General features: G+C 71.1%; 21 protein-coding genes. 7 read left to right on the forward strand and 14 right to left on the reverse strand.

Annotated elements, in window-relative coordinates:
* The first annotated feature begins 34 nt into the window (after positions 1-34).
* Both ACWDSJ_RS02290 and ACWDSJ_RS02295 read left to right on the forward strand, forming a co-directional pair.
* Positions 35-1,198 (forward strand): acyl-CoA dehydrogenase family protein, encoded by a 1,164-nt coding sequence (locus ACWDSJ_RS02290; protein WP_450028853.1) that lies wholly within the window; start codon positions 35-37, stop codon positions 1,196-1,198.
* Between the two features lie 15 nt (positions 1,199-1,213).
* Positions 1,214-2,206, forward strand: coding sequence for a quinone oxidoreductase family protein (locus ACWDSJ_RS02295; RefSeq protein WP_450028854.1), 993 nt, complete (start codon positions 1,214-1,216; stop codon positions 2,204-2,206).
* Positions 2,207-2,211: 5 nt separating this feature from the next.
* On the opposite strand, the gene ACWDSJ_RS02300 is transcribed toward ACWDSJ_RS02295, so the two are convergent.
* The 3 genes from ACWDSJ_RS02300 to ACWDSJ_RS02310 are packed head-to-tail and all read right to left on the reverse strand — an operon-like array spanning position 2,212 to position 5,263.
* On the reverse strand, positions 2,212-3,441 hold the full coding sequence (locus tag ACWDSJ_RS02300) for a CoA transferase (protein ID WP_387357679.1): 1,230 nt from the start codon (positions 3,439-3,441) through the stop codon (positions 2,212-2,214).
* Between the two features lie 40 nt (positions 3,442-3,481).
* Positions 3,482-4,120 carry an MBL fold metallo-hydrolase gene (locus tag ACWDSJ_RS02305; RefSeq protein ID WP_450028855.1) on the reverse strand — a complete coding sequence of 213 codons (639 nt, stop codon included), beginning with the start codon at positions 4,118-4,120 and terminating at the stop codon, positions 3,482-3,484.
* A 39-nt stretch (positions 4,121-4,159) separates the two neighbouring features.
* Positions 4,160-5,263, reverse strand: coding sequence for a LuxR C-terminal-related transcriptional regulator (locus ACWDSJ_RS02310; RefSeq protein WP_450028856.1), 1,104 nt, complete (start codon positions 5,261-5,263; stop codon positions 4,160-4,162).
* A gap of 201 nt (positions 5,264-5,464) precedes the next feature.
* Here ACWDSJ_RS02310 and ACWDSJ_RS02315 point away from each other — a divergent pair, with 201 nt between their 5' ends.
* From ACWDSJ_RS02315 to ACWDSJ_RS02325, 3 genes are all read left to right on the forward strand, one after another.
* Complete coding sequence (locus ACWDSJ_RS02315) at positions 5,465-6,886, forward strand: MmgE/PrpD family protein (RefSeq protein WP_450028857.1); 1,422 nt, start codon at positions 5,465-5,467, stop codon at positions 6,884-6,886.
* A 140-nt stretch (positions 6,887-7,026) separates the two neighbouring features.
* A complete protein-coding gene (locus ACWDSJ_RS02320; protein ID WP_450028858.1) occupies positions 7,027-8,493 on the forward strand; it encodes an aldehyde dehydrogenase in 1,467 nt (488 codons plus the stop codon).
* Positions 8,494-8,541: 48 nt separating this feature from the next.
* Positions 8,542-9,591: a zinc-dependent alcohol dehydrogenase family protein gene (locus tag ACWDSJ_RS02325; protein ID WP_450028859.1), complete on the forward strand. Its 1,050-nt coding sequence runs from the start codon at positions 8,542-8,544 to the stop codon at positions 9,589-9,591.
* A gap of 68 nt (positions 9,592-9,659) precedes the next feature.
* Here the strand turns inward: ACWDSJ_RS02325 and ACWDSJ_RS02330 are convergent, their stop codons facing one another.
* The 6 genes from ACWDSJ_RS02330 to ACWDSJ_RS02355 form a co-directional block, all read right to left on the reverse strand.
* Positions 9,660-11,171: a sugar ABC transporter ATP-binding protein gene (locus ACWDSJ_RS02330; RefSeq protein ID WP_387357685.1), complete on the reverse strand. Its 1,512-nt coding sequence runs from the start codon at positions 11,169-11,171 to the stop codon at positions 9,660-9,662.
* Positions 11,172-11,176: 5 nt separating this feature from the next.
* A complete protein-coding gene (locus ACWDSJ_RS02335; protein WP_450028860.1) occupies positions 11,177-12,268 on the reverse strand; it encodes a hypothetical protein in 1,092 nt (363 codons plus the stop codon).
* A complete protein-coding gene (locus ACWDSJ_RS02340) occupies positions 12,265-14,403 on the reverse strand; it encodes an ABC transporter permease (protein ID WP_387357687.1) in 2,139 nt (712 codons plus the stop codon). Before ACWDSJ_RS02340 ends, ACWDSJ_RS02335 begins: the two co-directional genes overlap by 4 nt.
* Before the next feature lie 29 nt (positions 14,404-14,432).
* Positions 14,433-15,503 carry a sugar ABC transporter substrate-binding protein gene (locus ACWDSJ_RS02345; protein ID WP_450028861.1) on the reverse strand — a complete coding sequence of 357 codons (1,071 nt, stop codon included), beginning with the start codon at positions 15,501-15,503 and terminating at the stop codon, positions 14,433-14,435.
* A 58-nt stretch (positions 15,504-15,561) separates the two neighbouring features.
* Complete coding sequence (locus ACWDSJ_RS02350; protein ID WP_450028862.1) at positions 15,562-16,578, reverse strand: ABC transporter permease; 1,017 nt, start codon at positions 16,576-16,578, stop codon at positions 15,562-15,564.
* Between the two features lie 119 nt (positions 16,579-16,697).
* On the reverse strand, positions 16,698-17,783 hold the full coding sequence (locus ACWDSJ_RS02355; RefSeq protein ID WP_450028863.1) for a PucR family transcriptional regulator: 1,086 nt from the start codon (positions 17,781-17,783) through the stop codon (positions 16,698-16,700).
* A 172-nt stretch (positions 17,784-17,955) separates the two neighbouring features.
* On the opposite strand from ACWDSJ_RS02355, the gene ACWDSJ_RS02360 reads away from it, so the two are divergent.
* Positions 17,956-19,560 (forward strand): sigma-54-dependent Fis family transcriptional regulator, encoded by a 1,605-nt coding sequence (locus tag ACWDSJ_RS02360; protein WP_450028864.1) that lies wholly within the window; start codon positions 17,956-17,958, stop codon positions 19,558-19,560.
* Between the two features lie 177 nt (positions 19,561-19,737).
* On the opposite strand, the gene ACWDSJ_RS02365 is transcribed toward ACWDSJ_RS02360, so the two are convergent.
* Genes ACWDSJ_RS02365 through ACWDSJ_RS02380 form a run of 4 tightly spaced genes read right to left on the reverse strand, consistent with a single transcriptional unit; the run spans position 19,738 to position 24,710 of the window.
* The gene (locus ACWDSJ_RS02365; RefSeq protein ID WP_450028865.1) at positions 19,738-20,097 is read right to left on the reverse strand and encodes a DUF742 domain-containing protein; all 360 of its coding nucleotides are present in this window, start codon (positions 20,095-20,097) and stop codon (positions 19,738-19,740) included.
* Entirely contained in the window at positions 20,094-22,067 is a 1,974-nt protein-coding gene (locus ACWDSJ_RS02370) for a sensor histidine kinase (protein WP_450028866.1), read from the reverse strand. The genes ACWDSJ_RS02365 and ACWDSJ_RS02370 overlap by 4 nt, the downstream gene beginning before the upstream one ends.
* 22 nt (positions 22,068-22,089) lie before the next feature.
* Entirely contained in the window at positions 22,090-23,529 is a 1,440-nt protein-coding gene (locus ACWDSJ_RS02375) for an MFS transporter (RefSeq protein ID WP_450028867.1), read from the reverse strand.
* Positions 23,530-23,582: 53 nt separating this feature from the next.
* Positions 23,583-24,710 carry a lactonase family protein gene (locus ACWDSJ_RS02380; protein ID WP_450028868.1) on the reverse strand — a complete coding sequence of 376 codons (1,128 nt, stop codon included), beginning with the start codon at positions 24,708-24,710 and terminating at the stop codon, positions 23,583-23,585.
* A 171-nt stretch (positions 24,711-24,881) separates the two neighbouring features.
* Between ACWDSJ_RS02380 and ACWDSJ_RS02385 the strand changes: the two genes are divergently transcribed.
* Positions 24,882-25,970, forward strand: a complete 1,089-nt coding sequence (locus ACWDSJ_RS02385) for a lactonase family protein (RefSeq protein ID WP_450028869.1) — start codon at positions 24,882-24,884, stop codon at positions 25,968-25,970.
* A 60-nt stretch (positions 25,971-26,030) separates the two neighbouring features.
* Here ACWDSJ_RS02385 and ACWDSJ_RS02390 read toward each other — a convergent pair whose 3' ends face one another.
* The gene (locus ACWDSJ_RS02390; protein ID WP_387357696.1) at positions 26,031-26,462 is read right to left on the reverse strand and encodes an ester cyclase; all 432 of its coding nucleotides are present in this window, start codon (positions 26,460-26,462) and stop codon (positions 26,031-26,033) included.
* Between the last annotated feature and the right edge of the window lie 38 nt (positions 26,463-26,500).

The raw sequence follows: 26,500 nt of genomic DNA on the forward strand, positions 1-26,500 counted from the left end.
GGCCGCCGGGCAAACCAAGGAAAGAAGGAGAACGATGACCACCCTCACTCCTGACGAGCAGGAGATCGTCGCCCTCGTCGGCCGATTCGTCGACGAGAAGGTCCGGCCCCGGGTGCGGGAGTTCGAGGCCGACGACATCTACCCCGGCGAACTGATCGACGAGATGAAGCGGCTCGGCTGCTTCGGCCTGCTGGTCCCCTCGGACCTCGGCGGCGTCGAGGTCAGCACCGCGTGCTTCGCGCGCGTCACCGAGGAACTGGCCCGCGGCTGGATGAGCATGGCCGGGGCGATCGGCGGCCACTCGGTGATCTCCTACCTGATCCGCACCTTCGGTACCGACGAGCAGAAGAAGACCTATCTGCCGAAGATGGCGACCGGCGAGATCCGGGCGACCATGGCGCTCACCGAACCCGGCGGCGGCAGCGATCTGCAGGCCATGCGCACCACCGCGCGGGCCGAGGGCGACGACCTGGTGATCAACGGCAGCAAGACCTGGATCTCCAACGCCGCGCACTCCGGGCTCATCGGCCTGCTGTGCGTCACCGACCGCGAGGCGAAGCCCGCGCACAAGGGGATGAGCGTGGTGCTCGTCGAACCCGGTGCGGGCATGGTCATCTCGAAGAAGCTGCCCAAGCTGGGTTACCGCGGCGTCGAGGCGTGCGAGCTGGTCTTCGACGAGATGCGCGTCCCGAGCACGGCCGTGCTGGGCGGCACGCCGGGCATCGGCTGGAATCACATGATGCGCGGCCTCGAGGTCGGGCGCGTGCAGGTCGCCGCCCGCGCGGTCGGCGTGGCCCAGGCCGCGCTCGCCGACGCCACCGTCTACGCCCAGCAGCGCGAATCCTTCGGCAAGCCGATCTGGCAGCATCAGGCGGTCGGCATCCATCTGGCCAATATGGTCACCAAGGTGCAGGCCGCGCGGTTGCTGACCGCCGACGCCGCCGACCGCATCGACCAGGGCCTGCGCGCGGATATGGAGGCCGGGATGGCGAAGCTGTACGCCTCCGAGGCCGCCATGGAGGTGGCCTTGGACGCCATGCGCGTGCACGGCGGCTACGGTTTCTCCAAGGAGTACGAGGTCGAGCGCTACTTCCGCGACGCCCCGCTGATGATCCTCGGCGAGGGCACCAACGAGATCCAGCGCAATGTGATTGCCGCGCAACTGATTTCGCGTAACAAGGTCGACGACCGGAGCTGAGACGGGAGGATCGCCGTGCCGCGGACGATGCGCGCGCTCGTGGGTGGGCTCGGCCCGGACTGGGAGGTGCGCGAGGTCGCGCGGCCCGAGCCGGGCCCGGGGCAGGTGCTCATCCGCACCCGGGCCGCGGCGACGAACAACGGCGACATTCCGATGCTCGATCGGGCCGACCCCACCCGCGGCGGGACCGGGGAGGCGTTCGTCGCCGGATTCGAGTACGCCGGAACCGTGGCCGCGCTCGGCGACGGGACCGGTGACTGGCGGGTCGGCGACGCGGTGATGGGCTCGACGCCGCACTCGTTCGCCGAATACGTCCTCGCCGATCACCGCCACGTCCTGCCTCTTCCCGACGGCCTCGACCCGGCGGTGGCGTGCGCGCTGCCGACGGGGTTGCTGACCGAGCACGGCGCGCTCACCGCGGCGGGGTTCACCGCCGGGCAGAGCGTGCTCATCACCGGGGCGTCCGCGGGGATCGGGCTGATCGGCGCGCAATTGGCCAAGGCCCTCGGCGCCGCGCACGTCATCGGCACGACCCGCGCGCCCGGCAAACGCGCCCTGCTGACCGAGGCGGGCGTGGACACCGTCGTCGTCACCCCGGGCACCGACCTCACCGCCGCCGTCCTGGCCGCCACCGGTGGCCGGGGCGTCGACGTCGTGCTCGACCACGTCGGCGGGCCGACGTTCGCCCGCTGCCTGCCCGCCACGCGGCACGACGGGCACGTGGTCAATATCGGCCGACTCGACGGGCCCGCGTCGACCATCGATCTCGACGACCTGTCCTACCGTCACCTCACCGTGCACGGTGTCTCCTTCGGCTTCACCCGCCCCGACGAGCTCGCCGCCGTGATCGCCGGGCTGCGGCCGGAGGTCCTCGCGGCCGTGGCCCGCGGCGCGATCCGCCCGGTGATCGACCGGACCGTGCCGCTGACCGAACCCGGCGACGCGGCCGACCGCCTCCGCTCCGGGGCGGCCGTCGGCAAGATCGTATTCACCCTGCCCGACGCGTAGGGCCGCTACGCCGAGCCGATGACGCCCGCGTCGTGCAGGCGGCCCAGTTCGGCGTCGCTCACGCCCAGCACCTCCGACAGCACCTGCCCGGTGTGCTCACCGAGGTCGGGGGCGACCGCGCAGTCGCCGTACTCGGAGTCGATGCGCAGGGGGGACCGGCTGGTCAGCACCGGGCCGATGCCGGGCTGATCGACCTCGCCGAAGATCGCGGGGGAGCCCTCGGCGCGGAAGGCGGTCGCCACGTCGTGCACGGTGCGGAACTTGCTCCACAGCACGCCGGATTCGGTGAGGGCGCGGTCGATCTCGGCCAGCGGGCGGGCCGCGAACCACGGCCGCAGGACGGCGGTGATCAGGTCGCGGTGGCGGTAGCGGTCGTCCTCGGTGCGGAGGTCGGCGTCGAGGGCCTTCTCGAGGGCGTCGAAGACCGCGCCGGTGCCGGTCAGGAGGCGCAGCCCGTCCCAGTGCCGGCGGGTGAGGGCGACGACCATGACGCGCTCGCCGTCGGCGGTCTCGAAATCCGCGCCGTAACTCCCGTAGACCTGGTTGCCGTGCTTGTCCCGCGCCCGACCCCGTTCGTCGGCCTCGGCCAGCCAGCCCAGGTTCACCAGCGACGAGAACGCCACATCGGCCAGGGCGAGCCGGAGGAACGATCCGGCCCCGGTGCGGGTGCGGCGGTGCAGGGCGGCCAGCAGTCCGGTGGTCGCGGTCATCCCGGCCAGCAGGTCCCAGGCGGGCAGGACGTGGTTCACCGGTGCGGCCGCGTCCAGCGGTCCGGTCATATCGGCAACGCCCGCATCGGGATTCACCGTGTAGTCGACCGCCGCCCGGCCGTCGGCGTACCCGTCGATGTGCACCTGGATCAGATCGGCGCGCCGCGCGCTGAGCGCCTCGTAGGACAGCCACGGCCGCCCGACGGTGTTGTCGACCACGATGCCCGCGTCGGGTCCCGGCGCGGTGGCCAGTCCGATGATCAGCTCGCGGCCCTCGGGGGAGCGCGCATCGATCGCGACCGAGCGCTTGCCGCGGTTGAGCGCGGTCCAGTAGAGGCTGCGCCCGGTCCGCGCCGACAGCGGCCAGCGCGTGTAGTCGGCGGCCCCGCCGATCGGGTCGATCCGGATGACGTCGGCGCCGAGCTGACCCAGCGTCATGCCCCCCGAGGGACCCGCCACGAAGCTGGCGAATTCGATGATCCGCAAGCCCGCCAGCGGGGTCCGGGCCGAAGGGTCTGTGCTCACGTATTCCTCCACGGTGAAAAGGGTTGTGCGGCAGGGGGTTTCATGCCGCGAGCGCGAAACGGCGCACGGTGGCGCCGTCGTCGTGGCCGACCCGGCCCTGCATCGACAGGACGTCGAGGTGGGCGTCGATCTCCATGATCGCCGACAGCTGATGCTCGGGCGGCAGGTCGTCGAGCCGCAGCCCGCGACGGGTCGACGGCAGGGCGGCGGCGATGTCGTAGGCGGTCGTGGCGCCCGCCGCGACCCGTTCGCACACCTCGTCGAGGCGGTGCCGGTGGTGGGCGAGCAGCGGGGAATGATGGGGGAAACCGCCGGGCAGCGGGAAGGCGTCGATGCTGTGGCGTTCCTCGCGTCCGGTGAACAGCTTGCAGCCCAACGTCTTTCGCCACGCGCACGCCTGGGTGTAGTGATCGGCGTGATGATGGGTGGCCAGGCAGACGGCGATATCGCCGAGCGCGTAACCCAGCAGTTCCAGCGCCGCGGCGACGGCGCGTTCGGTCTGCGGGCAGGCCCAGCCCGGGTCGATGAGGATCAGCCCGTCGGCGCCCTCGAGCAGGTAGGCGTTGACCGCGGCGAGCCCGTCGATCGGCAGGGGTAACGGGATCCTGTGGACGCCGCGCACGATCTGATGCGGACCCGGTTCGGTCCAGTCGTCGGGCTGGGTCCTGATCCTCGTCATGGGCACACCTCTGTCGCGGACGGCTTCATGCACAATATATTATACGCAGAAGCGTGCGGAACCGTCGCGCAGCCAGTAGGACACCGCCTCGGCGCGATTGGCGGCGCCGAGTTTGCGCAGGATGTGGGTGACGTGGGTCTTGACCGTGCCCTCGGAGATCGACAGCTTGCGGGCGATGAGGCGGTTCGGTTCGCCCGCGGCGAGCAGTTCGATCACCTCCACCTCCCGGCTCGACAGCAGCGGATGCGGCTGGGCGGGAACCGCGACCGCGGGCCCGGCGCCGATCCGCATCCCGCCGGTGAGGTTCAGCAGTCCGCGCTGGAGGTCGGCGACGCCCTGGAGGATGCGCACCCGGTCCAGGTTGTGGCTCAGGCCCTCGGCGAACAGGCTCAGCACCGCGCGGTCGGAGTCGTCCACCTCGCGGTGGGGCAGGGTGCAGTCGCCGTGCACCATGCCCACGACCTGGCCGCGCACCGTGAGCGGGGCGACGGCGTAGGAGGTGCAGCGCGACATCTTCACCAGCGTCCGCTCGACCCGCGGATTGCGCTGCGCGTCCAGGGCCAGACCGGCCCGGCCGTGCGCGACGACATCGGATTCGATCAGGGTGCCGTCCAGGCGCGGGGGATTGTCGCGGCCGATCGCCACCATGTCCTCGGCGAGTTTCGGGTCGCCGACCACGCACATCGTGCTCAGCTTCCACACCGAGTTCTCCACGGTGGACAGCAGCACGCGGTCGAATCCGATGGTGCAGGCCGCCTCCGAGGCCCGGGTGAACAACTCGTCGACCGTCGTCGTGTCGCGCAGGGTCGCCAGCGCGTGGCGCACTCGGCGCAGCAGTTCGACGCCGTCGCGCAGCCGGGCCTCCTCGACCGCGCTCTCGGCGTCGCGGATCCGGGTGAGCAGGGCGGCGAGGTCGGTCGGCGGTTCGGGGTGCGTCCCGCTCGCGCGGGCCAGATCCGCGACGGTCGCGTCCCACAGGTAGCGCAGCATGCGTTTGGCGGCCAGCGCCCGGGAACAGTCGTAGGCCGGGAACTCCCGGCCGAGGGCACCCCCGGCCTCGACGACGAGTTCGCGGATGCGGGCGTGCAGGTCCCGGTCGAGCGCCACGTCGCGGTGGGGTGAATCCGTGGTTGCGGTTGCCACTGTCGCTCCAAAAACTCAAGGACAATATATTATGTCTGATTCTAGCGCTAGGATGGAAGTCGTCCGGCACCTTCCCGCGATCCGACGCCAGTCGGCCGAAGGTCGCAGGCGAATCGGACCGGCGGCGGATGTCGTCGCGCCCGATCGACGCCATGGTGATACCGGCAGCACAGCAGCGCGCAGCGAGGAAGGGACGCCGTCGTGTCCGAGACCATCGTCGAACAACTGGCCCGATTCACCACCGGGGTCGACTACCACCGCCTGCCCGAGGAGGTCGTGGTCGAAGCCAAGCGCATCCTGCTCGATTCGCTGGGCTGCGCCCTGGGCGCGGTCGACCAGCACAAGGGCCGGATCGGCATCGAATACGCCCGCCTGGTCGGCGGCTCGAACGGGGACGCCACCGTCATCGGCACCCCCGACCGGGTGACGACGCTCGCCGCCGCCTTCGCCAACGGGGAATTGATCAACGCCCTCGACTTCGACGCCGTGCTGCCGCCGGGCCACGTGACGCCCTACGTCCTGCCGCCGACCATGGCCGTGGCCGAGTCCCGGCAGCGCTCGGGCCGCGATGTGCTCGCCGCGATCGCGCTGTCGCACGAGATGTCGTTCCGGTTCTACAAGTCGGTCGACTACCTGCGCGACCGCACCGACACCGAGATGAACCTGTCGCCCGTGCTGGGCTACAGCAACACGGTCTTCGGCGCGACCGCGGCGGTCGGCAAGCTCGAGGGCTGTTCGGCCGAGGTGCTCGCCCACGCGCTGGCCATCGCGGCCAGCACCTCGCCGGTGAATTCCATGCGGTCGTGGCTGGCCCACGCGCCGACCGCGACGATCAAGTACTCCCTCGCGGGCGCCCTCACCAACGCCTCCCTGACCGCGGCGTACATGGCGAAGCTCGGTCACCGGGGTGACCTGCCGGTCCTCGACGACGCCGAGCTGGGCTACCGCCGTTTCATCGGCACCCGCCGCTGGGAACCGCAGAATCTCACCGCCGGTCTCGGCGAGGACTGGTGGTTCCCGGCCGAACAGACCTTCAAGCCGTATCCGCACTGCCGGATCCTGCACGCGCCGCTGCACGCGCTCACCGAGATCGTCGAGGAGAACGATCTCAAGCCCGAGGAGATCGAGGCGATCCGGTGCTGGGGTGAGGCCGCGGTCCTGCATCCGCTGTGGTTGAGCAATGTCATCGAGCACACCCACGACGCGCAGTTCAGCATCGCGCACGGGCTGGCCGTCGGCGCGCACAACATCACCCCGAGCAAGGCGTGGCACGATCCCGACCTCGTGTTCAGCCCGTCGGTGCTCGAGCTGATGGAACGGGTCACCTTCCAACCGCATCCGGACTACTTCAAGGCGCTGTCCGCGCATCCGTCGGCGCGGCCCGCCCGCATCGAAGTCGACGCTCGCGGAACGACTTTCGTCGCCGACCGGGTGTACCCGAAGGGCAGCCCGACCCCCGATCCGGAGACCCGGATGACCGACGCCGAGCTGATCGCGAAGTTCCGGACCAACGCCGAGGGCGTGCTCGCGCGGGAGCGGCAGGACGCCGTCGTCGAGGCGGTGTTCGGCCTCGAGGGCGTCGACGACTTCGCCACGGTCATGCGCCTGGTCGGCACGCGCTGACCCGCATCGACCGAAGGTCGCGGTCGAATACGACCGGCGAGGGATACCGGGCGGATGTGCGCTGCGCCACACTCGGACCACCGGGCCGCCTCCGTTCCAGGAGGCGGCGCACGACAGGACCGGTGCGAGGAGAGAAGAACATGGTCCCTCAGGGCAACTATTCGAAGCTGTTCATCGGCGGGCGGTGGGCCGAACCCACCGCCACCGAGAAGATCGCGGTGATCTCGCCCTACACCGAGCAGACGGTGGCCCACGTGCCCAACTCCGCGGCCAGCGACGTCGATCGGGCCGTGGCCGCCGCCCGGCACGCGTTCGATCACGGTCCGTGGCCGCGGCTGTCGCTGGCCGATCGGATCGAGGTGCTGACCCGGGTCAGCGCGGGGTTGGGGGAGCGGCAGGAGGAGATCGCGCAGCTGATCACCACCGAGATGGGCAGTCCGATCACGTTGTCGCGCAGCACCCAGTCGCTGGGCGCGAAACTGCTGCTGGACGCGTTCCTCGAACTCGCCCCGAGCTACGAGTGGAGCAGCATCCGCCGCTCGGCCACCGGCACCGGCCTGGTGACGCGGGAGCCGATCGGCGTCGTCGCCGCGGTGATCCCGTGGAACATGCCGTTGCAGATCGCCGCGCTGAAGCTGGGTCCGGCGCTGCTGGCCGGCTGCACGGTGATCCTGAAGACCGCCCCCGAGGCGCCGCTGAACGGCTACCTGCTCGGCGAGATCCTCCAGGCCGCGGGCCTGCCGGACGGCGTGGTCAACATCCTGCCCGCCGATCGCGGCGTCAGCGAGCACCTGGTCACCCATCCGGGCGTGGACAAGGTGTCGTTCACCGGCTCGACGGCCGCGGGCCGCCGGGTCGCGGAGCTGTGCGGGCGCGATCTGCGCCGGGTCACCCTCGAACTGGGCGGCAAATCCGCGGCGGTCATCCTCGACGACGCCGACCTGGACATCGCGCTCGGCCAGATCCGCAAGCTGTCGATGCGCAACAACGGCCAGGCGTGCAGCAACAAGACCCGCATCGTGGTGGCCCGCTCCCGCGAGGCCGAACTGGTCGAGCGGCTCGTGGCGATGGTCGAGTCGATGCCGGTCGGCGATCCGGCCGATCCGGCGACCGAGATCGGGCCGGTGGTCACCGCCCGCCAGCGCGCGATGATCGAGAGCTACCTCGAGATCGGCCGCACCGAGGGGGCCAAGGTCGCCGTCGGCGGCGGGCGGCCCGCCGGACTGGACCGCGGCTGGTTCGTGGAGCCGACCGTGTTCACCGGCGTCGCGCCCGATATGCGCATCGCGCAGGAGGAGATCTTCGGCCCGGTGCTGTCGGTGCTGAGCTTCGCCGACGAGGACGAGGCCGTGGCGATCGCCAACAACTCGACGTTCGGTCTCAACGGCTCGGTCTTCGCCGCCGACGACGAGCACGCCCTCGCCGTGGCGCGCCGAATCCGCACGGGGACGGTCGAATTGAACGGCAACGTGGTCGGATTCCATTCGCCCATCGGCGGATTCAAGAACAGCGGCATCGGCCGGGAGGCCGGGCTGGAGGGCTTCGACGGCTACGTCGAGCTCAAATCCTACGGACTGTCGCCCGCGCTGGCGGAATCGCTGTCCTGACACCCACAGTGGATCGACCCGGCGCTGGCCGGAGGTGGAGGAGTGCCGATGCGCGGCGTTGTGTTCAACGGTGACCGCAACCTCGAGATCGTCTCGTTCGACGACCCCGAACCGGGGCCCGCGGACGTGATCGTGCAGATCAAGGCGTCCGGAATGTGCGGCAGCGATCTGCGGTTCTACCGCGCGCCCGCCGGAGAGGCGTTGGCGGCGTTCGGTTTGCGCGGCGACGACGTGGGCGTCATCGCCGGGCACGAGCCGTGCGGTGTGGTGGTCGCCCTGGGGTCGGCGGTGGATCCGCGCGCGGTGCGGGTCGGCGATCGGGTCATGGTGCACCACTACGACGGATGCGGCTTCTGCGACCGCTGCCGCGAGGGCTGGACCCAGATGTGCGAGCGCGGCGCGCGGATCTTCGGCGCCACCGCCCACGGCGGCCACGCCGACTACCTGAAAGTGCCCGCGCGCACACTGGTTCCGCTGCCCGACGAGCTCAGCTTCGCCGCCGGGGCCGCGATCGCCTGCGGCACCGGCACGGCCTTCGGCGGCCTGGTGCGCCTGGGTCTCACCGCCCGCGACACCCTCGCCGTGTTCGGGCAGGGCCCGGTCGGGCAGTCCGCGGTGCAGCTGGCCGCGGCGATGGGCGCGGAGGTGATCGCGGTCGATGTCGCGAGCGAAAGGGTCTCCCGCGCAAAGGAATTCGGCGCCGCGCACGGCGTCGACTCCAGCGCCACCGATCCGGTGGCGGCGATCCGGGAACTGACCGGGGGCAAGGGCGTGAGCTGCGCGCTGGACTGTTCGGGGGCGGCCGCCGCCCGCTCCGCCGCCGTGCAGGCCACCGCCCCGTGGGGTCGGGTGGGCTTCGTCGGCGAGGGCGGGGAGGTGACGCTGAACGTCAGCCCCGACGTCATCCGCAAGCAGCTCACGATCGTCGGCTCCTACACGTTCTCCCTTGTCGGACAGGGGGATTGCGCCCGCTTCATCGCCAGCCACGGGGTCGATGTGGACAAGATCTTCACCGATCGCTGGTCCCTCGACGACGCCGAGGCGGCCTACCGCGAATTCGACAAGCAGACCGGCGGCAAGGCGGTCATCGAGTTCTGAGCGCGACGGTTCGACGAGAAACGCTCGCCCCGGCCACGGCCGGGGCGAGCGTTTTCGGTGCGGGGTCGCTAGTGCACGGCGGCGAACATCAGCCGGGTCTCGTCGGCCTCCTCGGGGGCGAATTCGGCGGCGATGGTCCCGTTCTTGGCGACCAGCACGCGATCGGACAGCGCCCGGATCTCCGGCAGGTAGGACGAGATGACGACCACCGCGACGCCGTCGTCGGCCAGCCCCCGGATCATGGCGTGGATCTCGGGGATGGTGCCCAGATCCACGCCGCGGGTGGGTTCGTCGATGATGGCGACCAACGGTTTCCGGGTCAGGCCCTTGGCGAGCACGACCTTCTGCTGATTGCCGCCGCTGAGCTCCTCCAGCGTGGCCCGGTTCGGCTCCAAGGTGCGGACCTGGAAGCGTTCGACGAAGCGTCCCGCGACGGACTTGCGGGCGCTCGGGCGCACCAGGAACGGCAGGCGTCGTGCCCCGCACAGATGCCCGAGGTAGATGTTGTCGGCGATCGTCAGATGGCTGAAGAAGCCCGACGCCTTGCGGTCCTCGGTGATGTAGACGATGCCCGCCCGGCGCGCCTGGCGCGGGGTGCCGAAGCGGACCCGCCGGCCGTTCAAACGGATTGTGCCGCCGCGCAATCGGCGTCGCTTGAGAATGCCGCTGATGATCATCGCCACCTCGCTGCGCCCCGCGCCGACCAGGCCGTAGATCCCGACGATCTCCCCGGCGTAGGCGGAGAACGACATATTGCGCACGACCGGGAGCAGGGTGACGTCCTCGACCTCGAGCACCGGCGTGGGATCGGGTTCTCGTCCGGGGAGCACCCGGCCCATCTCCACATTGCGCCCCACCATCATGCGCACCACCTCGTCGCGGGCGAACTCCGGCCGCGACACCGTGCCCTGCACCTCCCCGTCGCGCAGCACGGTGATGCGGTCGGCCTGCTCGAACGCCTCGTCGAGCATGTGGGTGATGAAGATGACGCCGATGCCCCGGCGCTTGAGCGACTGCATGGACAGGAACAGCTGGAGCCGCTCCTCGGGGGTGACCGAGGAGGTCGGTTCGTCGAGGATGACCAGCTTCGCGTTGCGGTGCACCGCCCGCGCGATCTCGACCATCTGCTTCTGGCCGACGCCCAGCGCACCGGCCGGGACGTCCGGGCGGATGTGGAAGTTGTGTGATTCCAGCAGTTCTCGCGCCACGATGTTCAGGTGGCCGAGATTGTTGAACACCTTCTCCTCGCCCAGGAACAGGTTCTGCGCCACCGTCATGGTCTCGACGAGCGAACCCTCCTGGTACACCATCGAGATTCCGGCCGCCACCGAATCCTTGGGGGCCGTGAAAGTGCGTGCGCGGCCGTCGAGTTCGAGGGTGCCGCCGTCGTGGGCGACGGCACCGGAGATGATCTTCACCATCGTCGACTTCCCGGCGCCGTTCTCGCCGAGCAGCGCGTGGATCTCCCCGGGGCGCACGTCGAAGTCGACGCCGCGCAGCGCGTAGGTGCCGCCGTAGCGTTTGCTCACCTTCGACAGCCGGATCACCGGTTCGGCGGTGTCGTGGTCCGTAGTGGGCATCCGTATCACCTCGTTCCTTCCTCGGCGGGCAGTTGCAGGAGATTGCCGAATCCCTTGGCGGCGGCCAGGATTCGGCCGTTCGCCGCGGCCACGCCGGTCACGCCGTGCCGGGGGCTGTCGACCCGGGCGTGCGCGCTCTCCGCGACGCGCCCGGCCCCGTCGAGACGCAGCACCAGCCCGCACGACCGGGCCGGGGCCCACGGTTTGACCTCGCCGAGCACGCGCAGCTGCCCCATCTGCATGGTGTCGGTGTAGGGGTTGGTGCAGCGCAGCCGGGGGACGAACCAGTCCTCGGGATCGACGCGCGCCACCATCTCCGCGATCACCGCGGGCTCGTCGAGCAGCATCTCGGTGACGCGGTTGCGGATATAGGGCGCCGCGACCCACCAGCCGTCCGCGGCGGCCGCGAGGCGGCCCGGATAGACGGGCAGGTTGCGCGCGATCGCGCGGCCCGGGCGGGCGAGGGCGGCGAGCGCCCGGGTCTCGATGCGGTGGTCGAAACTCAGCGACACCAGAACCTCGGTGGCCGAGGCGGTTTCGATGCCCGACGGCCACCCCAGGCCCTCGGCCTCGACCCGCGCCCGCGCCCCCTCGATCCGGACGATCGCCCCGGACCGGTCGCCGAGCACCAGCGCCCGCGACCACTCCGCGACGCCGTACTCGCGCGAGCCCACCGTGGCGAGCACGGACCCGTCGGCGAGCACGGCGAGGTCGGTGACGCAGGAGGCGACGGCCGCGTCGGCGCACACCTCGGTGACCCGGCCCGCATCATTCACCGCGAGCAGTCCGGCGCCGTCGACGGCGACGAGCAGCGTGCCGTCCCGGAGCGCGAGCGCCCCTGCGGGACCGGGCAATTCGGCCACGGCGCGGACCGCGCCGTCGCGCCAGGACCACACCACGTTCCCGCTGCCGAACAACACCGTGCCGGAGTCGGTGACGACCACGTCGTCGGGTTCGTGGGCGCCGGTCGGCAGTAACTCCGCCGCCTCGTCGAGGCGGAGGTTCGGCCGCAGCCCGGCGTCCATCGGCGGGACGGTGCGGTGCCGTCCCCAGGCCGGATTGATCCACTCGGCCAGCGTGGCGAGCGCGCGGTTCATCGGACCGCCCCCGCCGGTGTGTGGACCGTATCCCGCAGTCCCGGAACGCGATTCGGGTCGATCGTGCCGATCTCGCTGGGGTCCAACGGGAGTCGGCCGATGCGGTTGTTGCTGACGCCGCACAGATACAGGTGCCCGGCCTGTTCCTTGACCGAGGTGACCATCGGATAGTTCTCCATCGTCTCGTCCCACAGCACCGACAGGATCCGGCCCCGATCGTCGAACTTGAGCACGCACGACATGTTCAGCTGCGGAACGACCCAATTGTCCAGCGACACTTCGCGAGTCATCCGCCGCCGCACGGCCGGGTGTTCGCGCAGCAGATCCGACATCGAGGTCCGCATCGCGCACAGCGGCAGCCAGTAGTTTCCGTCGGAGGACCGGTTGAGGTTGTCCGGGTAGCCGGGCAGATTCTCCAGCACCGGTTCCAGCTGCCCCTGTTTCGGTCCCGCGATCCACAGCCGGTCCACCCGGCACAGGCCGGTGCTGACGATCAGGATCGACTGCCCGTCGTGGGCGGTGCAGATCCCGTTGGGGAACACGTGATTGGAGACCACCACCTCGGTGCTGCCGTCGGGATCGACGCGCACCACCCGGCCGTTCGGGCGGAATTCCACCAGTTCGACGAGGAAGTCGGCGGTGTTGTTGCGGGTGGAGAAGTCCGAGGCGTAGATCGAGCCGTCGGGGGCGACGTCGAGATCGTCCACGGCCCGCAACCCGGAATCGTCGAGCAGGGAGAACGGGCTGCGCGCGACCTTGTTGGCCACCAGCTCCGGCCGACCGTCCGGTTCGATCCGGTAGATGCCCATACCGCCCACCGCGACCACCAGCCGCCCCTCCCGGTCGAAGGCGTGGCCGCACGGGAAACCGCCGGTGCGCGAGAAGATCTCGCCCTCGGTGCGGCCGGGGGTGAACTTCCACACCCAGCCGCGCTGGTCGCCGCAGAAGACGTTGCCGTCGCCGTCGACCGCGCAGTCCTCCGCCCCGCGGATCTGGCCCAGCCCGATCGGCGGCGCGTCGGTGAGGCGGCTGTTGAGATTCCACACGCTGCCCGGCTCGGTGATGTCGGGCAGCGGCGGCAGCACCAGGCGCGCCGGATCGATCCGCAGCTTCTCGACCGTGCGCTGCCGGTACTTGCCCCATTTCAGGTCGAGGACCGTGAACAGCAGCAGCACCGCCGCCAGGATCACCGTGTACCAGGACCCCTGCGCGCCCTCGGCGATGGTGGCCTGCTGGATGATCGCCACCACGAGCACGCCGACCGTCGCCCGCAGGACCGACCCGCGGCCGCCCTTCAGGCTCACCCCGCCGAGCACGACCGCCGTCAGAGCGACGATCTCCCAACCCTTTCCGACGTTCGGATCGGTGCGGCCGAGCCGGGCGGCGGTGAGCAGGCCCGCGAGCCCGGCCAGCGCCCCCGACAGCACATAGGTCCAGAACGTGACCGCGACGACGGGAATCCCGTTGCGGCGCGCGGACCGTCGATCCGATCCGACCGCGGTCACCCACCAGCCCCAGCGCGACCGGGTCAGGGCCAGGTGCGCGACGATCAGCACCACCACGAACAGGAACCACTCCGTGGGAATCCCGGCGACCTTGCCGAAACTCAGGAAATCCCAGACGATGTCGGGCCGGGCCACGCCGATCTTGGTGCTGTAGGCGCTCTGCAACGCGGTCGCCGCGCCGCCGAACGCGATCAGGGTCACCAGCGTCGTGATGAACGGCCGCATCCGCAGCCGGGCGACGAGCACGCCGTTGATCGCGCCGAGCAGGGCCCCGGTCAGCACGGCCGCGGGCACCACCAGGGCCATCGGCCAGTGCCACACCCGGTTGGCGACCATCGCGCCGAGCGCGGCCACCCCGACGACCGATCCGACCGACAGGTCGATGCCGCCGCCGACCAGCACCACCGTCAGACCGATGGCGAGCAGCCCGTATTCGGCCGCCTGATCCAGCACGAGCGGGGTGTTGTCCGCGCCGACCGGCGTGGTCGACAGCACGACGACACACAGGATCAACGCCAGTCCCAGCGGGACCGCGCCCTCCATCCAGCGCTTCTCGAACAGTTCCGACAGGGTCCGGTAGGGCGCGACGCGGTCGCGCCACCGCCCGCCGGTGAGCCCGATGGCGTTCACGCCCCGGGACCGTAGTGCGATGCCCATGGTCACCGGCCCGTGTAGCAGGCGATGGACACGTCGTCGACATTGGTCTTGTCGACCATCGCGTCGGCGACGAAGGACACGGTGTGCCCGCTGCCGGGCTTGGCGCCGGACTGGATCAGCTGCTGGGTGGCCACCGCCGCCGCCTCGCCGATGCCTTGCACGTCGTAGGCGACCGAGGCGGTGACCAGGCCCTGCTTCAGCGCGTCGCACCAGCTCCGGTCGGCGTCGAAGGTATAGGTGCCCACCGAATCCGGCGCCACCTGGCCGCGGCCGACCGCGTCGGCGACGGTCCGGCCGACGGTCACCGCGTTGACGTCGTAGGTCACCAGGAACCCGCACAGCTTGCCCTGCGACTGTTGCAGCATCGACTCGGCCGCCTGCTGGGCGATGGCGTTCTGGAACTGCGAATGGGCAACGGACAGCGTGTATCCCAGCGGTTCGAGCACGTCGCGGATGCCCTGGTTCCACTGGATCGAGGCCGGGTCGTTGCCGGGTCCGTCGATCACCGCGACCTGTTTGGGCGCGTTGCGGCGGCCGCAGTCGTCGGCGGCGCGCTGGGCGATGGTGCGGGCGGCGTGCGCGACGTCGACGCCGATGAACGCGTCGCCGAGCCGGGTCGACATCATGTTCAGCACCACGGTGTAGATCCCGGCGCGCTCGGCCTGTTCGATCACGCTGTCGAGCAGGCCCAGGTCCTGGTTCTGGAGCACGAGCACGTCGGCGGCCTTGCGGGCGATCAGGTCGTTGATCGTGCTGATCATCCGGTCGCTGGAGAAGTTGGAGTCGTAGACCTGGAAGTCGGCGCCGAGGTTGCCGAACGAGCGCTGCATCGTCGAGCCCCAGTTCTCGGTCAGCGCATAGCCTTTGTAGAGGATCGGGACGAAGGCGACCCGCTTGCCCTTCATCACGTCGTGGGCCTTGCGCACGGCGTCGTTCATGTCCACGTTCGCGCCGAAGGCGGCGTCGCCCGAGGCGGCCCCGGACGAGCCGGAGCGGCTGTCCACCGAACATCCGGCGATCGCGAACGCCGTGAGCGCGGTGGTCACCAGGGCGAGTGTCTTCTTTCGGTTCATCGTCGAACCCTCCTGTCGTGGGCGGTGTCGTGCTTGGAAGTGGTTGTGGGAGAAGCCATTACAGTTCGCCGGACTTCTCGGTCTCGACATTGCGGGGATGCAGCCAGGCGTCGAAGGCGATGGCGCCGATGAGCACCGCGCCGCGGATGAGGTCCTGGACCGCGGTGGTGAGGCCGTGCAGCACCAGCAGGTTGTTCAGCACGCCGACGAACAGCGAGCCCGCGAGCACGCCGAGGATCGTGCCCCGCCCGCCCGACAGCGACACCCCGCCGATCACGGCGACGGTCAAGGCGGTGAACAGGATCGGATCGAAGGAGGTGACGGTCGTCTGCACGCTGCCCTGGATCGAGACCGCCACGTATCCGGCCAGCACCGCCAGCGCCGCGGCGATCACGTAGGTCAGCACCTGCAACGGGCGCACCGGCGCGCCGGTGGCGCGGGCGGTGTCGAAGTTGTCGCCCATCGCCCGGATCAACCGGCCGGGCGCGGTGTAGGAGATGAACAGCCACGCCAGCGCGAACACCGCGGCGGCCACCAGCACCGGGCGCGGAATCCCCAGCAGCGAACCGTGATTCAGCGCCGCGATCCACGATCCGGCGGGCACGTTGTAGACGTTGCGGCTCAGGAACAGGATGTCGACGCCGCCGATGGCGAGCATCCCGGTGGCCAGCGTCGCGAACAGCGCGGGCACCTCGAGGTAGGCGATCAGCACGCCGTTGAGCACCCCGACCAGCAGGGCGAGCCCGGCCATGAGCAGGATCGCCCGGCCCTCGGGCATCCCGCGGTTCATGAACGCCAGGGTCGCCTGCGCCGAGCCGAGTCCGATCCCCGCCACCGACAGGTCGATCCCCTTGCCGAGGATGACCACCGCCTCACCCACGGCGAGGATGCCGAAGGCCGCCGAGAGCGCGGCGATGCTGGCGAAGTTGTTCAGCGACAGGAAGTTCGGCGTCGTGAGTCCGCCCACCAGACAGATCAGCACGGTGCCGCCGAGCACCAGATAACCCTGTTCGATCCGCGCCAGCCGGGCCCGGGGCGCGAGCTGCGGGCGCGTGTCCAGCGTGGCCGCGGTCATCGCCGACCACGCTCGTCGTTGTCGTATGGCTGCATCGCCGCTCCTCGTCGTCATGTGATGTGGCTGACAACTGTGTCGGAGAGCACAGCCGCGCGACATCCGGCGCGAGTCGGATTCGGCTACGACGTTCGGCTGATCGATCGTCGGTAACTGCGGGCGATCAGCGCCGAGCGCAGATACCACAGTCCCGAGGCGCGCGAGGCGTCCAGGCCGGTGAGCTGCGCGATGCGTTTGAGCCGGTAGTCGACCGAATTGGGGTGCAGGTGCAGGCGGCTGGCGGTGCGTTTGCGGCTCTGGTCGTTGACGACGAAGACCCACAGCGTGCTCAGCAGGTCGGGGTGGTCGTCGAGCGGATCCAGCAGCGCGCTCAGCTGATCGAGCCCGGGGCCGGGCCGGGTGAGCTGGTATTCGAGCGCCAGGTCGTCGAAGCGGTGCAGTCCGGTCATGCCGAGCCGGGACGCGAGGTCGAGCAGTTCGTGGGCGCGGTCGGCGGCCGCGGGGATGGCGGAGATCTCGGCCCGGGCGACGGTGGCGGTGATCGGCACCCCCGCGATCCGGGTGAGGTCGGCGACGAGGTCGTCGAGTCCGGAATCCTCGGCGAGCGTGGTGGGCACGAGCACGGTGCCGCCGTCGAGGGACAACACGTCCAGGGCGGTGCCACGGAACCGGTGCGCGAGTTCGCTGCGCAGGCGGCGGATGGGTCCGGCGGTCGGGACGCCGGGATCCACCGCGGGCGCCACGGCCAGCACCCAGTACTCGTCGGCGATGTCGATGCCGCCGTTGCGGGTCAGCGCCGAGGTGGGGCGGCCCTCGATCAGCGCCGCCGCCAGCGTACGGGCCGAACGATATTGTCCCGCATGGGCTTTCGGCTGCCGCTCGTAGGCGCCGGTCACCGTGGAGGTGATCGTGGCCAGCAGATCGAGCACCGCGGCGCTGTCGATGGTCTGGCGGCGGCCGCCCGGCTCGTCGAGCTCGAGGGCGAGGCGGACGCCGTCGTGGACCAGCCGCAGGATGGTGTCGATCGGAATGCCGTCGCGCGCCCAGCGGGTCGCCTCCTGTCGGAGTCGACGCAGGTGCTCGGGTCGTTCCTGTCCTGCCAGGATGCAGATCGACAGTTCGAGGCATTCCTGCACGGCGTGCGTGAGGCTGTGACCGTCGCACCGCGACGGATCGCGATGCGGCCGGTCCAGTTGTCGTTGCGGCACTGCTCCTCCTCCCCGGAGTCGACGGATTGTCGCGTTCTGGCGAGGTTATGGGGGGTGCCGGGGGTACGGTGTTCAAGTATTTGGACACCCGCAATGTGACTTGCGCCATTTAATACATAAAATATAATACTGCTCACACATGCTCTTCCTTCGCGAGACAAGGTGGTGTCGCGTGCCCTCGACATCGACGTATCCCGGCCTCGGTCCGGCCCGGCCGGAGATCGCCTCGGCGTGGTCCCGGTCGCGGCTCAACGGCCTCGACGAGAATGTGACCCCCCGGTTCGATCCGGACGCCGTCGCGGTCGACTCGGCCCTGCTGCGCGCGGCCCGGCCGGCGCTCGAGCGGGCCTGCGCCGAACTCGAGGGCACCTCGGTCACCCTGTTGCTCGCCGACCAGCACGGCCGGGTCGTCGATGTCCGCTGCGCGGATCGCTCGACGCTGCGCGGGGTGGCCGATCTCGGTGTGGTGCCGGGCATTCGGCTCGCCGAGGACGAGGTGGGCGCGAACGCGGTGGGCACCCCGATCGAGACCCGGCAGGGGTTGCTCGTGGCCGGGCCCGAGCATTTCATGGCGGCGTTCCAGGGCTTCACCTGTTACGGGCATCCGATCGTCAATCCGGTCACCCGGCGGCTCGAGGGCGTCCTCGACATCAGCGGCCGGGCCGGGGACGACCACCGGCTGTTCCCGCCCTTCGCGCGGCGCGTGGTCCGCGATATCGAGGAACGCCTCCAGCTGGACGCGTCGCGCTCGCAGCGGCAGCTGCTGACCGCCTTCCAGGCCGCGGCCACGCACCGCAAGCGCGCGGTCGTCGCGGTCGGCCACGGCCTGGTCCTGGCCACCCCCGCCGCGCTGGACCTGCTCGAACCGGCCGACCACGCGGCGGTGCGCCTGTGCGCGACCAGCGGCCGCGTCGCCGACGCGGTGACCCACCGGCTCACGCTGGCCTGTGGGCGCGACGTCCGGTTGCGGTGTGTGCCGGTCGACGACGACGGTGTGCTGGTCGACATCCTTCCCGAGCAGGACACCGGGCGCGGCGGCCGCCGGGCTCCGCGCGCGGTGGGCTGGCCGCTGCTGGTGGTCGGCGAATTGGGTTGCGGCCGAACGACGGAGGCCCGCCGCGCCGCGGGTTCCGGCGCGGAGATCCTCGACGCCACCGAGACCGTGCGGATGGGCGAGCGGGCCTGGGCCGCCAATGCCGCGCGCCTGCTCGACGGCGCCGGATCGGCCGTGGTCGTGGAGAACATCCAACTGCTGTCCGACCAGCTGACGACCCTGCTGGCCCGGTGCCTGCGCGCCACGAGCCGCAATGTCGTGCTGACCTCCACCCCCGGCGATCACCTCGACGCCGACCACGCGGCGCTGGCGGTGCTCTGCGCCGACCGGCGGGACCTGCTGCCGCTGCGCCGCCGTCGCCACGAGATCCCGCTGCTGGCCCAACGCATGCTCGCCGAGGCGAGCCCGGGCGGCCGCACCCGGCTGACCGCCGAGACGCTGCGCGTCCTCGCCGAACAACCGTGGCCGGGCAATCTGGCGGAGCTGCGGCGGGTGATCACGGCCGTGGCCGAGCTGCGCTCGGCGGGCGACATCATCCCCACCGACCTCCCCGCCTCCCACCGCGGCCGCCACGCGCCCGGCTCCCCGCTGCGCCAGGCCGAGCGCGAGGTCATCGTCGCGGCCCTCGCCGCCGCGGGCGGGAATCGACTCCAGGCGGCGCGGGCGCTGGGAGTCAGTCGCTCCACGCTCTACAACCGCCTGCGCGCGCTGCACATCGACTGATCCGGCTCCCGCATCCCCGCCGGATGCCCCGAGGCTTTCCTTATATTCCTTATATTCGGCGAATGTCCGCGAGGACCGGGCGCAGCTTCCCCTCACAGGCGCCGGATACCCGCGAGGACCGGGCGCAGCTTCCCCTCACAGGCGCCGGATACTGGCGAGGACCGCCTGCGGCTTCCCTCACAGGCGGCGGATACCGGCGAGGACCGCGCGCAGCAGGTCGAGGTCGGCCGCCGGGGTCGGGGCCGGGGCGTGCAGGGTCAGGCGTCCGGTGTCGACCAGATCGCCCACGAGCACCTTCACCGCCGACACGAAAAGCCTTGTGTGCGCGGACAATTCGGCGATCGAGAGCGGATGCTCGGCGCACAGCCGGAGGATCTCGCGGTATTCGGGATCGAGCGCGCCGAGATCGGCGGGGACGCCGACCGCCGACACGAGGGTCGTGATGTCCAGCTCGCGCAGGCCGCGGCGCGCGACCCGGCCGCGGGTCACGGCGTAGGGCCGGACCAGCGGGCCGGGATCGTCGTCCGCGGTGCTCACCGCGGTGGCGGGGTGACGCCGCGGGAGAGTCCGGCGTGAATCCGGTCCGGCGGCAACGCGATCTGCGGTGCGTCGCGATCGATGATGTCCCACGGGAGCAGCACGATCGCGGTGATGCCGCCGTACACCGATTCGGTGAGGCGCACCGAGATGTCGTGCCGGGCCGCGAGCCGGCTCACCACGAACATGCCCAGATGCCGCCGCCCGGCCAGCGCCATCTCGTGGAATTCCGGTGGCTCGCGCAGCATCTCGTTGAGCCGCGCGCGTTCCTCGGCCGCGATGCCCAGCCCCTGATCCACGATCTCCACGACCAGCCCGCGCCCGGCCATGGTGCCGTGCACCGTGATCGGACACTCCGGCGGGGAGAACGTCGCCGCGTTGTCGATCAGTTCGGCGAGCAGATGCAGCAGGTCGGCGACCGCGGGACCGACCACACCGGCGACGGGCAGGCGCACGGTGTGCACGCGGGCGAAGCCCTCGGTCTCGGCGGCCGCGCCGCGCACGATCTCCTCGAGTCCCACCGGCTCGCGCCAGCGGCGGCCGGGCTGGCGGCCGCCGAGGATCAGGAGGTTCTCGGCGTTGCGCCGGGCGCGGGTCGCCAGATGGTCGAGCCGGAACAGCATTTCGAGGTGTTCGGGATCGAGCTGTTCGGCCTCGGCCACGTCCAGCACGTCGAGCTGCCGCCGGACCAGGGCCTGACTGCGGAAGGCGATATCGAGGAAAACCTTGTTGAACCCCTCGCGCGTGCGCGCCTCGCCCACGGCGGCATCGATGGCGGTGCGTTGCGCGATCGCGAAAGCGTCCGCCAATTCCCCGATCTCGTCCGCGCCGCGATCGGCGGCCGTGCTCGCCTCGGACACGTCCACGGTCTCGCCGCGATGCAGGCGCGCGAGGATCGCGGGCAACCCGTCGCGGGCCATGGCCAGGCTCGCCGCCCGCAGCGCCCGCAGCCGGCGCACCAGCCGGTTCGCCAGCAGCACCGCGAACGCGACGGCGACGAGGGTGGCGAGCACGATGGCCGTGCCCACCGCGAGCGTGCGGGTGAACGAGTGATCGGCGATGTCCCGGGAGGCGGCCACGGAGAGTCGATACTGGTGACGCAACAGTTCGACCAGGTGCGCGCGCACCGTGCGCTCGGCCGCCAGCCAGCGGTCGGCGGGCAGCGGCAGCGTGCCGTCGGCGGCCAGCGCGGCGTGCGCGCCGTCGAGCAGCGACCACTCCGGGGCGCGGGTCAGCTCCCGGTACTCGGCCTCGACCTCGGGCAGCAGATGGGGTGCGAGCATGTCGAGCTGCTGGCGATAGCCGCCCTCGAGTTGGGTGACCGTGCGGCGGGCGGCGGGGTCGAGCGGACCGTCGACCAGTCCGGCCGCGATGTGCGCGACCATCCGCGCGTGGGTGTCGCTCGCCCGCAGCAGCGCGGTCCCGGTCACCTCGGCGGCCACGAGGGCGTTGTCGGGGGAGGTGTGCACGGTGCTCTCCTGGCCGCCGTCGGCGATGGCCGCCACGAGGCGGGTGTAGAAATCGTCCACCTCCGCCAGATTGGTGGTGTGCCCGTCCACCGCCTGCCGCACCGCGGGCAATCGGCTTATCAGTGCGCCGAATTCGACGCTGAACCGCGAGATCCCCGCCCCGTCCAGGTGCTGGGCGCTCGCGGAGATGCGGACCGTCTCCGCGAGCGCGGCGTCCAGGGCCTCCCGCCGCGCCCGCAGATCGGTCGTCGCGGCGGGCGCCCGGGCGATGGTCAGCATGCTCGCGGTCCGCTCGTCCTGCACGGCGCCCACGAACCCGAGCAGCGGCTCGATCACCGTCGCCCGGTAGCCCGACCAGTCCCGCACCGTGGCCGCGTGCGCGGTGAGCGCGGCCACGGTGACGGTGCAGACGAGGAACAGCGCGGCGCCCGGGACGAGCGCGATGGCCAGCACCCGCGCCCGGATGCCGGGCGGCCGGAAACGTATGCGCGGCAACGACATCGGTCCAGACTCCGGTATCGGCTCAGGCGCCCGCGGCCGCGGGATCGGGATCCGTGGACGTGGGATCGGCGACCGTAGACGTGGGATCGGCGACCGCGGACGAGGGATTGGTGACCGCGGACGTGGGATCGGCGACCGCGGACGAGGGTCCGGGGTCCGTGGCCGCGGGATCGGCGTCCTCGAGCCGGGCCGCGCGCGTCTCGGGCAGCGCCAGCACGCACACCAGCGACAGCACGCACAGCGCGGCGAGGAACAGCCCGAAGGCCAGGCCGCCGTAGGCCCGGGTGAGCGCGGACGCGACGAGCGGCGGAACCGCGCCGCCCAGAATCCCCGCGATATTGTAGGTCGCCCCGCTGGCGGTGTAGCGGTACCGGGTGCGGAACAGCTCCGGCAGGAACGCGCCGACCGGACCGTAGCCCACCCCCGCGATCGCCGTGGTCACCGTCGCGCACACCGCGTACGCGACCACCCCGCCCGCGTCCACGAGCGGGAACAGCACCAGCGCCCACCCGACGGCAACGGCGTTGGCCCACACCAGGATTCGCTTGCGCCCGATCCGATCGGACAGCCACGCGCTGACGGTCATGGCCACGCCGAACATCACCCCGGGCACGATGCTGATCGCGAGCACGGTGGTGCGGCTCAGCCCCAGATGCGAGGTGCCGTAGGTGAGGAAGTAGCTGACGGCGATGTAGTAGAACGCGAACACCATCACCAGCAGCCCCGACGCGAACAGCACCTCGCGCGGCTGCCGCCGGATCGCCTCGGCCAGCGGCACCGCGGCGGTGCCGTGCCGCGCGGCCTCCGCGGCGAAGACCGGCGTCTCGTCGATCCGCAGCCGCACCAGCAGACCCACACCGACCAGAATCAGGCTGGTGAGGAACGGGATTCGCCACCCGTAGTCCTCGAACGCGCGCCCGCTCATGGTCGCCCCGGTCACCAGGAAGGTGCAACTGGCCAGCACCAGACCCACCGACCCGCCGAACGAGCCGAACACCGACCAGAATCCGCGCCGATCCCGCGGCGCGTTCTCCGCGGCCATGAGCGTCGCGCCGGTCCACTCGCCGCCGACGGCCAGCCCTTGCAGGAACCGCAACACCACCACGATGATCGGCGCGAGCACCCCGATCCGGTCCGCGGTCGGCATGATCCCCACCGCGGCGGTGGCCAGCCCCATGATCACCAGGGTCGCGACGAGCGTGCGCTTGCGCCCGATCCGATCGCCGAAGTGCCCGAACAGGATCGACCCGACCGGACGGGCGACGAACGCCACGCCCAGGGTCGCGAACGAGGCCACGGTGCCCGCGGCCGCGCCCAGGGCGGGGAAGAACACCCGCGGGAAGACCAGCGCCGCGGCGGTGGCGAAGATGAAGAAGTCGTAGTACTCGATGACGGTGCCGATGCCGCCCGCGATCGCTATGCGTCGCATGTGGGTGGAGTTCGTGTTCTGGGTGCCGATCACGTTGTGTGCCTTGCTTTTCGAGATTTCGAGGGGTGATGCGTGCGCGGATGCGCCTACGGGGTGAGGGCGACGACGGGGCCGTCGGACATGATCACCCCGGTGTCCATGTCGGGAGCGCCGGTCGGGGCGAGGCTCCCATCGGGCCGGATCGAATAGGAATGCACCATGGTCGTGCCGTGCAGGGTGAGCACGTCGGCCAGATAGAGATGGCGGCCGTCGGGGTGCAGCGCGACCTGGCCCGGCATGGTGCCCGCGGGCGCGGGATACGGCGAACCCGGCAGCGGGGTCAGCGCGCCGTCGTCGTGGATGTCGAATCCGGCGATCGATCCGCCGACCGCGTTGGGCACGTAGAGGCGTCGCCCGTCGGTGGTGATCATCGCGCCGTGCGGCACGCCGCCGGTGGGGTAGGGCGAGCCCGGCGTGCGGGTGAGTTCGCCGTGCGCCCCGATCGCGAAACCGCTGAGGTCCGTACCGAATTCGTTGCTGACGTACAGGTAGCGGCCGTCGGGGGTGAAGCGCGGCGCGACCGGGCCGAGCTCGACCGGCGTCGCGCCCAGCGGGGTGAGTTCGCCGTGGTCGCCGATCGCGTAGCGGGACATGGTGTTTCCGATGTAGGTGACCACGTTCAGGTAGCGTCCGCTGGGATCGACCGCGGCCATGCCGACGGCGCTCAACCCGTCCACCGGAACCGGCGGCGCGCCGGTCGGGGTCAGCGCGCCCGACGGGTCGACCGCGAACGAGACCACGTGTCCGGGAACCCCGCCGACCACCACGAACAGGTGAGAGCCGTCCGGTGCGATGCTCGCGGCGGTCGGCGGGCCGTCCAGCGCGGCGACCGCGCCGGAGATCGGGTGCAGCGCGCCCGCGTCGTCGAGCCGGTAGCCGGTGACCGTGCCGTCCCCGGCGTGCGGGACGTACACCGTCCGGCCGTCGGGCGCCACGACCAGCGACAACACGCCGAAGCCGGTGGGGAACGGGCTGCCCGGCACCGGCGACAGCGTCGCGTCCTCGTTCACCCGCAGCACGCCGATGTGCATCGACGCGGTCCCCGCGACCAGTAGGAAGCGGGGCGCCTCCGCCGCCGCGGCCCGGGGTGCGGGAGTCGCGACCAGGCTCGCGAGGCCGATCAACAGGACGATGAATGCGCGTGCGGCGCGGCGTGTTCCGGGCGGTGCGGACATCGATGTCTCCTCGGGCGAAATGTCTGCCTGAAGATTGCCCGGGTCCGCGGCCCGTGACTGTCCAACTATCTGGACAGTCGGAGCGGGAGACGTGAACTTGACTTGCCCGACATGACCTCTCAGACATCGAGACGTGCCCGTCGTCGTGGTCGGACCGCCGGGGTGTTCGCGATGGCCGCCGCCGTCGTCGCGTCGCCCGTCCTCGCCGCCGCCCCCGCGACGGCCGACGCGCCCGGCTACCACCTGTACGTGCACGGTTTCCTCAGCGACGGCCTGATCGGTTTCCACGCCACCGACACCGCGATGCCGGTGCCGATTCCGGGTGCGGCGCGGTCGGGGATCGCGGCTTGGCCGCAGGCCGCCTCGCCCGACGGGCGACTGCTGTACGTCGCGTCGGGCACGCCCGCGCAACTGCTCGCCTACACCATCGAGCCGGACGGCCGGTTGACCCCGCTGCCCGGCGCGGCCCTGCCGCTGCCGGACATCCCGGTGGACATCGCCTTCGCCCCCGACGGGCGGCACGCGTATCTGGTGCTCGGCGTGACCAACGCGACCGTCCTGCCGGTGACCGTCACCGCCGGTGGCGCGCCCGTCCCGGCGGGTCCGCCGGTGTCGTTCGGCTCGTCGGCCGACGGCATCTCCTCGGCCGTGGTGAGCCCGGACGGTCGCCACCTCTACGCGGCCAGCTATCTGCTCGATCAGATCGTGCTGTTCGACGTCGACTCCGAGGGCCGCGTCTCGGGGGAGCGGCAGCGCATCGGCACCGGTTCGGGCCCGATCTATCCGACGATCACCCCGGACGGCCGCCACCTCTACATCGCCAACGAACGCGGAACGAGCCTGTCCGGGTACGTGATCGCCGCCGACGGCACGCTCGCCGAACTGCCCGCCTCGCCGTTCCCCGCCGGACAGCTGCCGCACGTGATGAGCGTGACCCCGGACGGCACGCACCTCTACGTCCCGAACATGGGCTCGAACAAGGTCAGCGCCTACACCGTGGCCGACGACGGCACGCTGCTGCCGCTGCCGGACGCGATGGTCGGCGACGGCCCGCTGGGCGCGCAGCCCGAGGCCACCGCCATGTCACCGAGCGGGGACGCCGTGTGGGTGTTCGCCACCGACCCCGCGCGGGCGGGTCAGAACACGTTGCGCCGCTACCGAATCGGCGCGGGCGGCGTCCTGACGCAGGAATCGGTCACCACGGTCGACACCGGCACCCGGGTGGCGGACGGTCGCACGCTGACCCTCGTACCCGCCTGAGGACGACGAAAACCGGCCCCCGGGAAGGACTTCCCGCGGGCCGGTTTTCCGGAGTGAGCGTCAGCCCTGCTCGCCCGGCGCGGGCAGCAGGCCCAGCTGGGTCAGGAACGCGGCGTTGTCCCAGTAGCCGCGATGTTCGACCACCTTGCCGTCGCGCATCGTGAAGGTGTCCACCAGCGGGAAGCGCACCGCGCGCCCGGTCGGCGGGACCTCTCCCGCGGGGGTGGCCAGCGGGCCGGTGTGGGTGCCGGAGAAGGTGATCTCCGCGATCGCGGTGTCGCCGTCCTGCCAGACGTTGCGACGCTCGATCCGCAGATCGGGAAAGGCGGTGATGAACGCCTGAATGAGCCCTCGCAGCGCGTCGATGCCCGCGAGCGGGCCGGAGGGGAATTCGGACGCGACGTCGGCCGAGAACGGGCTCGCGGCCAGGTCCACATCACCCGACTCCAGGCCGTTGTAGTGCGCGGTGACGAAGTCGAGCAGCTCGCTCATGGTTGATTGCCTTCCGGATCGATGGGTCGCCTCGGGAT

The organism is Nocardia sp. NPDC003482, from assembly GCF_053588115.1.